Here is a 13,726-nt window from a genome sequence, read left to right on the forward strand (position 1 = left end):
GGGGAAAGCTCGGAGACGGAAGACCTGAAGGGGGCCGGCGTGCCGCTGGAGCCGGTGCGGTTCGCGGTCCTGGGGGCCGTGCGGGTGTGGCGGGGGGACGTGGAACTCGACCTCGGCGGGCCGCAGGAACGTGCCTTCCTCGCCCTGCTGCTGGTCGGGGCCGGCCAGCCGGTCGCCCTCGGCGAGATCGTCGACGTGCTGTGGGGAGCGGCTCCGCCGCACAGCGCGGTCAACGTCGTCCGACGGCATGTCGGTTCGCTGCGCCGACTGTTGGAGCCCGGCCTCCCCGCCCGTGCGGCGGGCCGCTGGCTGGTACGGGACGCGGGAGGCTACCGGCTGTCGACCGACGGCGACTCCTCGGATCTGCCGAGGTTTCGCGCACTGCGGGACGAGGGACGCCGGAGCGTGGAACGGTCGCCCGCACGGGCCCTCGAACTCCTCACCGAGGCCCTGTCGTTGTGGCGAGGGCCGGTCGCCGACGGACTCCCCGCGCAGGTCCGCACCCACCCGGCGTTCGACGCGGTGGACCGCGAGCGGCTCGCCGCGATGCGGGAAGCGGCGGACGCGGCACTGCGCGCCGGAACGCCCGGCGCGGTCCTGCCCGAGCTGCGACAGGCCGCCGCCCGGCACCCGTTGGACGAACCCCTCCAGGCCGCAACTGTCGCCGCGCTCGCGGCGGCCGGTCACCGCTTGGAGGCACTGGCCGCGTACGAGACCGTACGGGCGCGGCTGGCCGAGGAGTTGGGGATCGACCCCGGGCCGGAACTGCGCCATGCGCGGGACACGGTCCTGCGGGGGACGCCTCCGACGGGCGCGTCCGAGGTGGCGGACATGCGCGCCGGCACCGGGGGGACTTCCGCGTCCTCGGGCGAACCCCCCGGGCCCGCCGGGCCGCTCACCGCGCTCCCTCCGCCCGCCCAACTACCGCACGACATCCCGGGATTCACCGGTCGTCGCGCCGAACTCGACGAGGTGCTCGGGATGTTCGGCGCGGACGTGGCACTGCCCCGGACCGTGGTGATCAGCGCCATCGGCGGTATGGCCGGTGTGGGCAAGACCACCCTCGCGGTGCACTGGGCGCACCGGGTGGCCGAGCGGTTCCCCGACGGGCAGCTCTACGTCAACCTGCGAGGCTTCGACCCGTCCGGCGCCGTCATGGAACCGGGGGAGGCCGTCCGGGGGTTCCTCGACGCGCTCGGTGTGCCGCCGGAACGCGTCCCGCACGGGGTCGACGCACAGAGCGCGCTCTACCGCAGCATGCTCGCCGGCCGACGCGTCCTGGTCGTGCTGGACAACGCCCGCGACACCGAGCAGGTGCGGCCGCTGCTGCCCGGCTCGCCCGGCTGCCTCGCCATCGTCACCAGCCGCGACGCACTCCCGGGGCTCGTCGCCGGCCACGGCGCCCACCCCCTGACCCTGCGTCCGTTCGACGCCGGTCAGGCGCGGGCCTTCCTCGTCGGCCGCCTGGGCGCCGACCGGGTCGCGGCCGAGCCCGGAGCGGCCGACGAGATAGGCGAACTGTGCGCCGGGCTGCCCCTCGCCCTCGCCTGCGTCGCCGCCCGCGCCGCCGTCCACCCCCACTTCCCCCTCGCCGCCGTGGCCGCCGAACTGCGCGAGGCCCACGGCAGCCTCGACGCCTTCGCCCGCTCCGACGCCTCCGTCGACGTCGGCACGGTCTTCTCCTGGTCCTCGCGCGCGGTCTCGGCCGCGGCCGCCCGGCTGTTCCGGCTGCTCGCCCTGCACCCCGGCCCCGACTTCACCCTCCCGGCCGCGGCCGCCCTGGCGGGCCTGCCCGTGCGCCGGGCCCGGCCGCTGCTGGCCGAGCTGACCGGGCTGCACCTCGTCACCGAGCACAGTCCCGCCCGCTACGCCTTCCACGACCTGCTGCGCGCCCACGCCGGCGAACTCGTCCACGAGCAGCACACCGAGACCGACCGGCAGACGGCCCTGCACCGGCTCCACCACCACTACCTGCACACCGCCCACGCCGCCGACCGGCTCCTCGCGCCCAACGCCGACCCGCTGCCCCCGCCGCCCGCGCCCGAGGGCGTGCACCCCGAACCCCTCGCCGACGACGACCGCGCCCTGGCCTGGCTCACCGCCGAACACGCCGTACTGCTCGCCGTGGTCGACACGGCCGCCGCGTCCCGGCAGCCGGTGCAGGAACGTCTCGCCTGCCAACTGGCCTGGTCCCTGGAGCCGTTCTTCGACCGGCGCGGCCACTGGCACGACGGACTGACCGTGCAGCGCACCGCGCTGGATGCCGCCCGACGGCTCGCCGACCCCGCGCTGGAGGCCCGCGGCCTGCGCGGACTGGGCCGGGTGGAGGGCCGGCTCGGGCTGCACTCCCGGTCCGTTCCCCGGCTGGAGCAGGCCCTGGAACTCTTCACCGGGCTCGGCGACGACACCGGCCGCGCCCACACCCACCGCAGCCTCGGGTGGGAGAGCGAGCAACGGGGCGACCTGCCCGGCGCCCTGCGGCACAACCAGCGCGCCCTCGCCCTGTTCCGCGCCCTCGACGACCGTGCCGCGCAGGCCGGCGTCCTGAACTCGGTCGGCTGGTACCACGCCCTGCTCGGGGAGTACCGGCAGGCGCTGACACACTGCTTCGAAGCCCTCGCCATGCTCCAGGAACTCGGCGACCGCTACGGCCAGGCCGCCACCTGGGACAGCATCGCCTACGCCCACCACCACCTCGGCCGCCACCCGCACGCCCTCCTCGGCTACCGCAACGCCCTCGCCCTGCTGCGGAACCTGGGCGTGCCCTACGTCGAGGCCGAGACCCTCGTCCGGCTCGGCGACACCCACCTCGCCACCGGTGACCACGAAGGCGCCCGCACCGCCTGGCGAGAGGCCCTCACCCTCTTCAAGACCCTGAACCACCCCGACGCCGAGCGGGTCGAGGCGCGGCTGAACGCACCGGACGGTCACCTCGGTGCCGGGTGAGGCGCTGCGATTCGAGGTCCTGGGGCCCGTACGGGTGTGGCGCGAGGGACTGGAGCTCGACGTCGGCTTCCCCCAGCAACGAGCCCTGCTCGCCCTGCTCCTGACGCAGGCCGGCCGGCCCGTGCCGACGAGCGAGATCCTCGACGTGCTGTGGGCCGAGCGGCCGCCCGCCAGCGCGCCGAACGTGGTGCGGCGTTACGCCGGCGCGCTGCGGCGGCTGCTGGAACCCGGGTTGCCGCCCCGCGCTCCCGGCCGGCGCCTGCTGCGCCGTACCGGCGGCTACCTCCTGGACGCGGCCACCGACGAGGTCGACCTGCTGCGCTTTCGCGACCTGACCCGGCAGGGCAGACGGGCGGCCGCCACCGGGCGACCCGAGACCGCGGCCCGGGCGTTCGCCCTGGCACTGGGGGAGTGGCGCGGGCAGGTGGCGATGGGGATCCCCGCGTCCGTGCGCGAGCACGTCCGGTTCACGGCCCTCCAACGCGAACTCCTGGACACGGCCCGGCCGGCGGCGGACGCGGCGCTGTTGTGCGGACGCGCCGAGCAGGTCCTGCCCGCCCTGCGCCGCGCCGCCGCGCACGACCCCCTGGACGAGTCGCTGCACGCCGGACTGGTGCTGGTCCTGGCCGCCTGTGGACTGCAGGCGGAGGCCCTGCGCACGTACGAGGACGTACGCCGACGCCTCCAGCGGGACCTGGGCATCGCCCCCGGCGCCGAACTGGCCGCGGCACACACGCGCGTACTGCGTCAGGAGGTGGGCCGCCGACGGGAGGCCGTGGAGGCGGGCAGGGCGACCGCGGCCACCGCCCCCGCGCCGGCCGCGGCCGGGCGTCTCGACACCGGAGCCGCCGACTCCGGGAGCGCCCGCCTGCCCCCGCCTCCCCCCGCCTTCGTCGGGCGGGCAGCCGAGTTGGCGTGGCTGGACGCCGAAGCCGGTGGCGCCGGCGGTGGCGGTGGCGGTCGCGCCGGCGGTGGCGGTGGCGGTGGCGGTGGCGGTGGCGGTGGCGGTGCGAAGATCGTGGTGGTCGGTGGGATGGCGGGTGTCGGCAAGAGCGCCCTCGCCCTGCACTGGGCGCACCGGGCCGCCGACCGCTTCCCGGACGGGCTGCTGTACGTGGCGTTGCGCGGCTTCGACCCGGCCGGGCCCCCCGTGGAGAGCGCCGAGGCGCTGCGCGGGCTGCTCGCGGCGCTCGGGGCGCCCACGTCACGCATGCCGGACGGCGTGGACGCCCTGACCGGGATGTATCGAACCCTGCTCGCCGGCCGGCGGGTCCTCGTGGTGCTCGACGACGCCGTCGGCAGCGAACCTCTGCGGCCGCTGCTGCCGGTGGCGCCGGGCTGTCTGGCGCTGGTCACCAGCCGCCACGCCCTGCCCGGACTGGTCGCCTCGGGAGCCCGGCCGCTGCGCCTGGCGCCGCCGTCCGCCGAGGACGCGCGCGCCTTGCTGGCCGGGCGGATCGGCGCCGAGCGGGTGGCCGCCGAACCTGGGGCCGCCGACGAGATCGTCGCCCGGTGCGCCCGGCTGCCCCTGGCGCTGGCCGACGTCGCCGCACGTGCCGTCAGCCGACCCGATCTCCCCCTCGCCGCGCCGGCCGCCGAACTGCGCGAGGCCCACGGCGGCCTCGACGCGCTGTCCGCCCTGCGCCCGGCCTTCCTGAGCTCCTACCGTCGGCTGCCGGACGACACCGCGCGCCTGTTCCGGCAGCTCCCTCGGCACCCCGGACCCGACCTCACCGCCGCGACGGCCGCCGCACTCACCGGGCTGCCCGTCCGCCGGACCAGGCTGCTCCTCGCCCGCCTCGCCGAATCCCACCTCCTCGCCGAGCCCGCGCCGGGCCGCTACACCCTGCACCACCTGCTGCGGGCCCTCGCCGCCGAACTGGCCGCCACGGACGAGCGGCCCACGGCGAACTGACAGGCCGGCGGGAGGACGGGAGGAGGCGCTGTCACTCCACTGTCACTCTTTTTGCACATCCGCCGACCTACCGTCCGGGCAAGTGACCCGTCCCTCCGAGACAACGGCGGAAGATGCCCACCAGCAGCAGCGCCACCAGCAGCGCCACCATCAACGTTCCGAGTGCCAACGGCCGTTCTGGCCTCCCGTCCCTGCGCGTCGAGATCCTCACCGGCGAGCAGAGCGGGTGGACCGCGGCACGGCTGCCCGGGGAGGGCCGGCCGCACCCCGCGCACCGGCTCCTCGCCCAGGACCGCGGCGAGTACCTCCTCGTCGGTCTGCGAGGCGGCGCCACCGCTCGCGACCCACGGCCCCTCGCCCTCCACCTCGCCCCCGGCGACATCTGCTTCTACGACGTCCGGCACGCCCCTGCCCTGGACTTCGCCGCGGGATGCCGGGCGACGGTGTTCCTCGTCCCGAGCGAGCTGCTGGGGCTCGCGCGGCACGACACGGGCCGGATCGCGCGGACGCCGGTCGCCCGCGACTCCCCGCTCGGCGCGCTGCTGTCGCCGCTGCTGTCCGACCTGGCCCGCACCGCGGCCGAGGCCGGGCCCCCGGTCGGCGAGATGCTCGCCTGGAACGCCGTGAACCTGCTGGCGACCCTCGCCGCCGAGCAGACGGGGGCGGGAACGGGCGCGGGCGCGCCCGGGGCGCCGGGCACGCCGGGCGGGTGGTCACCGCTGCTGGTGCGGATCATGGAGTACGTCGAACTGCACCTGACCGACCCGGACCTCTCCCCCGAGGTCATCGCCCGCGCCCATCACATCTCCGTGCGCTATCTGCACAAGCTGTTCAAGGAGGAGGACATCACGGTGGGCCGGTGGATCCTGCGCCGCCGACTGGAGGAGTGCCGACGCGACCTGATGCGGAGCGGGCGGGGGAGCCGGACCATCGCGGCCGTGGCCGGCCGATGGGGCTTCCTGAGCGCCGCGCACTTCAGCCGGGTCTTCCGGTCCGCCTACGGCATGTCCCCGCGCGAATGGCGGGACATGGCAGGACATGGCGGGGTGTGACGGGGCGTGACGTGGCGTGACGGGGTGTGAAGCGCGGGCCGGGAATCGCGGGCCTCGGCACACGCCCTTTCCCGTGCACTGTCGGAACAGGCGTGGTGCACAGGTGGGCCACGGAGGAAGTCGGCCCCACCAAGAGGAACCGGCCCGGGGGCGGTCGGCGGGCCGTCAGCGGATCCGCGCGCGTCGTACGAGGTCGGCGGCGGCCTCCGGCCATTCGGGGTGTTCGAAGGCGAAGCCGGCGTCGAGCAGACGGCCGGGGACGACGCGGCGGCTCTTGAGGAGCAGTTCGGTGTCCGAGCGCAGCGCGAAGGCGCCGAGTTCGGCCATCCACTTCGTGGCGGGCAGGCCGACCGGGACACCCCACGCGCGGCGCAGGGCGCGCATGAAGGCACGATGGGGGAGGGGGGCGGGCGCGGCCAGGTTCACCGGTCCGGCGAGGTCGTCGCGGGCGACGAGGAACTCGACGGCGCGGACGAAGTCGTGGTCGTGGATCCACGACACGTACTGCGCGCCGCCGGCGACCGGGCCGCCCAGCCCGAGCCGGGCCAGCCGCAGCAGGACGTCGAACACCCCGCCCCGGTCCGGGCTCATCACCATTGCCGAGCGCAGTGCCACCTTGCGGGTGTGCGGCGTGTCGGCCTGATCCTGTTCCCGCTCCCAGGCGGTCGCGATGTCGACGCTGTAGCCCCAGTAGCCCGGGACGCCGGATTCGCTGCCGCCGATCACGCCGGTGGCCTCGTCGTTCGGGGCGTCGAACCGGTGGGCGTAGACGGTGGCGGTGCTCATCTGCAGCCAGACCCCCGGCGGCCGTGCGGCGGCGGCGATCGCCTCGCCCACGACCCGGGCCGAATCCACCCGCGAGTCCATCATGGCCTTCAGGTTGACGGGGGTGTAGCGACAGCTGACGCTGCGGCCGGCCAGGTTGACCACGACGTCACTGCCGTCGATCGCCTCCGTCCAGGGGTCGAGGGTCCTGCCGTCCCACGCGACCTCGCCCCGGCCCGTGGGCCGCCTGCTCAGCACCACTACCTCGTGTCCGGCCGCGGTGAGCGCGCGGCGCAGAACGGTTCCCACCTGTCCGGTCCCGCCGGGCAGCACGATCTTCATGGGCATGGTCCCCTCCCTGTCGGAAGAGGACCATACCCCTTATTTGAACGCGTTCAAAACTCTTCGGGTTCTCGGCGCCCGGAGTCCCCGGGTCCGGGCCCCCGCCCCTCAGGCCAGATGCGCCTCCAGCGCCGCCCGCACCCCCGACTCCAGCGCGCCCTCGATCCACGACGGCTTGACCGAGGTGTGGTCGCCCGCGAAGTGCAACGGGCCCTCGACCGTGCGGATGGCGGTCAGCAGCTCCGTGTGCTGGCCGGGGAGCAGCACGGACGCCTCCCCGTAGGCGTACGGGTCACGCAGCCAGCTCTGGGTGCGGCCCGCGCCCGTGTAGAACACCTCGACGCGCTGGCCGTAGACCTGCTGCAGTCCGCGCAGGGCGTGCGGGTAGCGTGCGTCGTCGTCCAGGGAGTCCCAGCGGGAGGCGTCGTCGGCCCAGCTGTAGGAGGCGAGGACGACACCGCCCTCGCTGCCGGCGACCGGATGCGACGGGTTGATCATGAACCGGTTGGAGTTGTCGGAGACCGAGCCCCCGCCCACGATGTGCGCCGCCTCGGGCTGATCACGGGTGGCCCACCGGTTGGCGGCGTAGTGCACCCGCTGCCCCGGCGTGATGTGGCCGGACGGCACCGACGGGTGCACGCCCAGCAGACTCCCGTCGGTCGGCGCCTTCCCCGACCGGTACTCCTCGTACAACCCCGGCCGTACGGCCTTCAGTTCACGCTTCCAGTCGTCCTCGGTGAACTCCCACCAGCGGCGGCTGAACTCCAGCAGCACCTTCGTCGCGCTGTCGTAGTGCAGCTCCGCGACGGCCCGCCGCTTCTTGTACGACATCAGCGGGCTGACCTGCACCTGCCGCAGCCCCGAGAACGGCACCGTGACGATCGCGACGTCGGCGGTGAACTCCTCGCGCACCACCGGGCTGCCGCGCCCCTCGGACACGGTGTCGATCCACACGTGCGGGCCGTCGGCGTGCACGTGCGAGGTGTTGTCGTTGCCCTGCCGGTCCGGCGCCCAGTACTCGATGTGCGTGGCACGCCGGTCGAGCCGCAGCACGTCGGCGACCTCCTTCAGCAGCGCGTCCGGGAGGGTGGCCGTACCGCCGACCAGCTCCCAGAACTCGGTGTCCGGGCTGATCAGCGAGGCGCTGATGAAGCTGTGGATGAACGACAGCGGCAGTCGGGAGGTGAGGTTCTCCAGCGTGCCGACCAGGTCGATGGTCCGTTCGTCGAGGCCCGCCTCCTCGGTCAGGAACCGGTACATCGACCAGTCCCCGAACCGCTGCACCACCCGCGCCCACCCGCGCACCCGCTCCGGCAGCGGCTTGTCGACCCGCTTGCCGTCGGGGCCGACGGTGCTGAACTCGTTGCGCACGGGGTCCAGCGCCTCGCGCAGGATGGTCCCGGACGGGGTGTCCCAGAACGCGCGGGGCACGCCGAAGGACCGGTTGACCCTGCGCGGGGACTTCGCGTACTCGGAGCGGCGCATCCGGATGCCGTTGACGTGCAGCCAGGCGTTGTTGACGGGCTTGCCGTCCGCGTCGACGTCCACGAGATGGAACCGGCGCTTCTTGACGCCCAGTTGGTCGATCAGGCCCATCACCAGCGGGTGGCTGCCGGGCAGCCGCATGGCGCCCGCCTCCGCGTACTGTGCCGGGTCGGCGAACGCCTGCGCCGCGTGCTCGTGTCCGCCGGTGCGGAACGTCTTGATGCGGCCGCCGACCCGGTTGCCGTTGGCCTCCACGAGGGTGACGTGGTGCCCGGCGCGCTTCAGCAGCCAGGCGGACACCAGTCCGGCGGGCCCGGCGCCGATCACGAGCACCTTCTTGGCGGTCTTCGTCCTCGCCCGTGGCAGGCCGCCGTCGAGGACCTTCTTGTAGCGCGGCACGAGCGGCCGGTCGTCCTCGTCGACCACGAGGAGCGCTCGGGCGACCGCCAGGCAGGTCGCCCAGTCGGCGGTGGACTTCGGGGGACAGGCGGGTTGCCGGGGAACGGCCGTGGCCGGGGCCGCGACGGTGAGCGCTGCGGCGGTCGTGGCCGTGGCCGCGGTGAACCGCCGGCGGGAGAGCGAGCCGGAGTCCGGGGACGAGGAGTGGGCGGGGTCTGCGGGGTCTGCGGGAGTGGGGTCTACAGATGCACGCGAAGTGTCCATATGCCCTGGATACGGGCCGGATCGGGGGTGGTGGGCCACTCCGGGGGATCATCACCTGAACGTGTAAGCGCATCGACTTCCGCTGTGCAACCGGCAGATGGGCTCAGGGGGTTTACGCCGGGCGCCCGCACTTATCAGGTCAAGCGTGCCGGACTATTGACTCGCAGCGGAGTCGGTCGCGATCCTCGTCCCACCATCTTGCGCCGGTCATGACAATTTCATGGGGCAGTCAGAACGCCTTCGTCGACCGCGCCTTCCGTCGACCGAGGGACGTAGGCTGTGACCCTGACCGGACGCCCGTACCGCAGACGCCGAGACGTCACCGTCGTTTCCCTGCTCCTCCTCGTGCTCGCCACGATCCTCGGTCCCACGCCGAGTTCGGCGGCCGGCGCGGACTGGTGGACGCCGACGGCCAGGCCGGCCCCCGACTCCGGGATCAACGTCACGGGCGAGCCGTTCACCGGGACCGACTCCGCCGGGCAGGTGCGCGGGTTCGTCGACGCGCACAACCACCTGTTCTCCAACGAGGCCTTCGGCGGGCGGCTGATCTGCGGCAAGGTGTTCTCCGAGGCGGGCGTCGCCGACGCCCTCAAGGACTGTCCCGAGCACTACCCCGACGGCACGCTCGCGATCTTCGACTACATCACCCACGGCGGCGACGGCAAGCACGACCCGGTCGGCTGGCCGACCTTCAAGGACTGGCCGGCCTACGACTCGATGACCCACCAGGCCAACTACTACGCGTGGGTCGAGCGGGCCTGGCGCGGCGGACAGCGGGTGCTCGTCAACGACCTCGTCACCAACGGCATGATCTGCTCCGTCTACCCGTTCAAGGACCGCAGCTGCGACGAGATGACCTCGATCAGGTTGCAGGCGAAGCTCGCCTACGACCTTCAGGCCTACATCGACAAGCAGTACGGCGGCACCGGAAAGGGCTGGTTCCGGATCGTCCTCGACAGCGCGCAGGCGCGTGAGGTCGTCAAGCAGGGCAAGCTCGCCGTCGTCCTGGGCGTCGAGACCTCCGAGCCCTTCGGCTGCAAGCAGATCCTGGACATCGCGCAGTGCAGCAGGTCCGACATCGACAAGGGCCTGGACGAGCTGTACGGGCTGGGCGTGCGCAGCATGTTCCTGTGCCACAAGTTCGACAACGCGCTGTGCGGCGTCCGCTTCGACGAGGGCGGCCTCGGAACGGCCATCAACGTCGGGCAGTTCCTGTCGACCGGCACCTTCTGGCAGACCGAGAAGTGCACCGGCCCCCAGCACGACAACCCCATCGGCACCGCGGCCTCCGCGGCGGAGTCGGACCTGCCGGCGGGCACGGAGGTCCCCTCGTACGACGCGGACGCGCAGTGCAACACCCGGGGGCTCACCTCGCTCGGCGAGTACGCGGTGCGCGGCATGATGCAGCGCAGGATGATGCTGGAGATCGACCACATGAGCGTCAAGGCCACCGGCCAGGCGCTCGACATCTTCGAGGCCGCGTCCTATCCCGGCGTCCTGTCCTCGCACAGCTGGATGGACCTCAACTGGACCGAGCGGGTCTACTCGCTGGGCGGTTTCGTCGCCCAGTACATGCACGGCTCGCAGGCGTTCGCCGCCGAGGCGAAGCGCACGGCCGCGCTGCGCGACAAGTACAAGGTCGGCTACGGCTTCGGCACCGACTTCAACGGCATCGGCGACCACCCCGCCCCGCGCGGCGCGGACGCCGCGAACAAGGTGACGTACCCCTTCAAGAGCGTCGACGGCGGCTCCGTCATCGACAGACAGACCGTCGGGCAGCGCACCTTCGACTTCAACACCGACGGCGGCGCCCAGGTCGGGATGATCCCGGACTGGATCGAGGACATCCGGCGCGTCGGCGGCCAGGACGTGGTGAACGACCTCTTCCGGGGCGCCGAGTCCTACCTCGACACCTGGGGCTCGACCGAGCAGCACCAGGCCTCGGTCGATCTCGCCAAGGGGCGGACGGCCACGGCCAGTTCCTCCGAGTCCAACCCGTTCACCAGCTACCAGCCCGGCCGGGCCGTGGACGGCGACGAGGACAGCCGCTGGGCCAGTGACTGGAGTGACGACCAGTGGTGGCAGGTCGACCTGGGCTCCACCAACCTGGTCTCCCGCGTCACCCTCGACTGGGAGCGCGCCTACGGCGCGTCGTACCGCGTCGAACTCTCCACCGACGGCACGAACTGGACGACCGCCTGGTCCACCACCTCCGGCGACGGCGGCCTGGACACGGCCAGGTTCACCGGCACCCCGGCCCGCTACGTCCGGGTCCACGGCCTCGGCCGCGGCACGGACTGGGGGTACTCGCTGTACGACGTGGGCGTGCACAGCGCCTGACGCACGAAGAGCGGGGCGGCGCCCCCGTGGCGCGGGCGTGGGATCGGCGTCACGATGGAAGTGGCGAAGGTCTTTGTGACGGTCTTCTCGCAGGAGGACACCACCGTGGACGGCGCCTGGATGTGCGAGAGGTGCGGTGCCGAGGCGCCGCCCGACGCACAGCGCTGCCGCCGCTGCGGCGCCTGGCTCCCGGCTTATGCGGAGGACGACCATCCGCGGCCCCGACGCCCCTGGCGGCGGCGGATCCACCTCCGCACGGAGGAGGCGCACCGGCCCACGACCTCCGCCCCGCGCGAGAAGACCCTGTACGAGGAGACGCGGCACGGGGCGACGCGACACGAGGAGACGCGGCTCGGGGACACGCGGTACGAGGAGACGCGGTACGAGGAGGCGCGGCACGGGAGAACGCAGTACGAGCGACCCCGGCACGAGACCGAGCACCGCCCCGTCCCGGTCGGCACCCTGGAGGGCAGCGGCACTGTCTACGGCGTGGCGCGCACGGTGCGGATGCGCACCGAGGTGAGCGGCAGCGACGGTGACGTCGGCACGACGGTCGTGTGCAACTTCCGTCTGGAGATGCGCAATCGAGAGGGTCGCGCGATCGGGCTGGTGCCCGTGGAGATGCGCGGCGACCTGTTCGAGGGCGCCGTCAACGACGGGGACTGGCTGCGGGCGACGGGCCGGGCCAGAAACGGCACGCTGCGGGTCAAACAGCTGCGCAACCTGACCACGGGCGCCGAGGTCTCGGCCCGCAGCACCCCCGCGCTCGTGATCGCCGTGGTGATCCTGCTCTTCGTCGCCTGGCTGGTCTTCATCTTCGCGGTCACCGGGCGCTGACCGCCCCGCCCCCACCGGCGGTGGGACCCCTACCGCCGGTGTGACAAGGGCACCCGGAGGTCCACCACCCGGAAGTCGCCGCCCCGGGGCTCGACGTACGCCAGCGGGGCGTAGTGGTACGGAACGCCGTGGGGGCGGCGCGGTAGCGGCTGCCCCTGGCGGCTGCGCGGCCATTCGACGTCGCCGGTCAGCACCCGGGCCGGGATGAGCCAGTAGTCGCCGCGGCGGTAGTTGCGGGGCTCTCCCTCACCGGGATGGAACCGGACCTGGACCCCGTCCTCCAGCGGCAGCCATCTCCCCTCCCGGACCGGCAGGCCCGTCCCGTCGCCCGCGGGTCCTTCGTCCTGTCCGCGTGTGCCGTGGTCCCAGCGGCGCAGGAACGGGCGGCGCCGCGGTGCCGGACCCACGGTCGCGGGCTGGTCCAGTTCCACCCGGAGCCCGGCATGGTCGACCTTCGTGACCGTGTACAGCAGGCCGCAGTCCTCGTCGTACCGGTCCGACGCCCCGCGGCACACCGCGGCGTCGTCGAGGAGCTCCACCACGTCGCCCGTGTCCACGCCCAGCTTGTCGTCCCGGCCCAGGGTCTCCAGCTCGACCGAGTTCCCGTCGACGGACAGGACCGGCAGGACCACCGAGCCGTTCTCCCGTGACCACTTGTACGTCGCCCACCCCTCGCTGCCGCCCCGGTGCACCTCCACCCGGTACAGCTGGTTCTCGGGCCCCCGGTACCCGGACGACGCCGGCGGGCCGCCGAGCGAGGCGTCGTCCTCCTCGGGCTGCCCGGTCGCGGCGGAGAGCAGGCCGCGCGGCTCGAAGGCGCCGCGGACCCGGTCCCGGAGGAAGTGCGACGCGCTGCGCGGGTCGGGCACCGGCGAGTCGCCCTCCACCGGGAGCACGCACACCTGCCAGACCACCCGGCTGCGCGCGGTCGTGTCCGGCCCGGCCGGGCCGAGCGCCACCTCACGGATCCAGGGCGCCTCCCACGCGGTGACCAGGCGCTCCCACACCCGCAGGTACACGAGGAAGGGACCGGACGGCAGCCGGTCGTTGTCGGGGTCGAGGTGGCCGTCGGGCTGCTCCCAGTAGTCGGTGCCGTCGCACTCGCACAGGATGCCGTTGACGTACATGCGGCCCGGGGCCACGGTGAAGGTGTCGCCGTCGAAGGCGTCGACCCCGAAGCCGCCGAGGCCGTCGTGGTCGGGCGGGTACGCGGCGGGACCCATGAGGTCGGTGGCCAGCGTGCGCAGATAGTGCAGGAGGATCGCCGTCTGCTCGTTGATGTCGGCGTCGAGCTGGACCCGGCCCTGCTGGGACAGCACGGCCGAGAACCGCCGGGCGGGATCGAAGATGACGCGGGAGAAGTCGCCGTGCATGGAGTGCT

General features: G+C 73.6%; 8 protein-coding genes. 5 read left to right on the forward strand and 3 right to left on the reverse strand.

Annotated features, from left to right (window positions below; translation table 11 throughout):
- Positions 1–39: 39 nt before the first annotated feature.
- From ACZ5SK_RS03345 to ACZ5SK_RS03355, 3 genes are all read left to right on the forward strand, one after another.
- Entirely contained in the window at positions 40–2,946 is a 2,907-nt protein-coding gene (locus ACZ5SK_RS03345) for an AfsR/SARP family transcriptional regulator (RefSeq protein ID WP_361704317.1), read from the forward strand.
- The gene (locus tag ACZ5SK_RS03350) at positions 2,936–4,861 is read left to right on the forward strand and encodes an AfsR/SARP family transcriptional regulator (RefSeq protein ID WP_361704314.1); all 1,926 of its coding nucleotides are present in this window, start codon (positions 2,936–2,938) and stop codon (positions 4,859–4,861) included. Before ACZ5SK_RS03345 ends, ACZ5SK_RS03350 begins: the two co-directional genes overlap by 11 nt.
- Before the next feature lie 113 nt (positions 4,862–4,974).
- Positions 4,975–5,913: a helix-turn-helix domain-containing protein gene (locus ACZ5SK_RS03355; protein ID WP_334582934.1), complete on the forward strand. Its 939-nt coding sequence runs from the start codon at positions 4,975–4,977 to the stop codon at positions 5,911–5,913.
- Between the two features lie 165 nt (positions 5,914–6,078).
- On the opposite strand, the gene ACZ5SK_RS03360 is transcribed toward ACZ5SK_RS03355, so the two are convergent.
- Positions 6,079–7,020 (reverse strand): TIGR01777 family oxidoreductase, encoded by a 942-nt coding sequence (locus ACZ5SK_RS03360; RefSeq protein ID WP_334583806.1) that lies wholly within the window; start codon positions 7,018–7,020, stop codon positions 6,079–6,081.
- Positions 7,021–7,128: 108 nt separating this feature from the next.
- On the reverse strand, positions 7,129–9,168 hold the full coding sequence (locus tag ACZ5SK_RS03365) for a flavin monoamine oxidase family protein (protein ID WP_468417507.1): 2,040 nt from the start codon (positions 9,166–9,168) through the stop codon (positions 7,129–7,131).
- 279 nt (positions 9,169–9,447) lie between these two features.
- On the opposite strand from ACZ5SK_RS03365, the gene ACZ5SK_RS03370 reads away from it, so the two are divergent.
- Positions 9,448–11,508, forward strand: a complete 2,061-nt coding sequence (locus ACZ5SK_RS03370; RefSeq protein ID WP_334582932.1) for a galactose-binding domain-containing protein — start codon at positions 9,448–9,450, stop codon at positions 11,506–11,508.
- A 54-nt stretch (positions 11,509–11,562) separates the two neighbouring features.
- Complete coding sequence (locus tag ACZ5SK_RS03375; RefSeq protein ID WP_468575238.1) at positions 11,563–12,345, forward strand: hypothetical protein; 783 nt, start codon at positions 11,563–11,565, stop codon at positions 12,343–12,345.
- A gap of 29 nt (positions 12,346–12,374) precedes the next feature.
- Here the strand turns inward: ACZ5SK_RS03375 and ACZ5SK_RS03380 are convergent, their stop codons facing one another.
- On the reverse strand, positions 12,375–13,718 hold the full coding sequence (locus ACZ5SK_RS03380; RefSeq protein ID WP_334582930.1) for a DUF6519 domain-containing protein: 1,344 nt from the start codon (positions 13,716–13,718) through the stop codon (positions 12,375–12,377).
- Between the last annotated feature and the right edge of the window lie 8 nt (positions 13,719–13,726).

It is taken from the genome of Streptomyces sp. NPDC031474 (genome assembly GCF_055581185.1).

Coding starts and splice junctions, on each gene's coding strand:
- ACZ5SK_RS03355 (WP_334582934.1), top strand. CDS start 4,975: ATGCCCACCAGCAGCAGCGCCACCAGCAGCGCCACCATCAACGTTCCG.
- ACZ5SK_RS03360 (WP_334583806.1), bottom strand. CDS start 7,020: ATGAAGATCGTGCTGCCCGGCGGGACCGGACAGGTGGGAACCGTTCTG.
- ACZ5SK_RS03365 (WP_468417507.1), bottom strand. CDS start 9,168: ATGGACACTTCGCGTGCATCTGTAGACCCCACTCCCGCAGACCCCGCA.
- ACZ5SK_RS03375 (WP_468575238.1), top strand. CDS start 11,563: ATGGAAGTGGCGAAGGTCTTTGTGACGGTCTTCTCGCAGGAGGACACC.
- ACZ5SK_RS03380 (WP_334582930.1), bottom strand. CDS start 13,718: ATGCACGGCGACTTCTCCCGCGTCATCTTCGATCCCGCCCGGCGGTTC.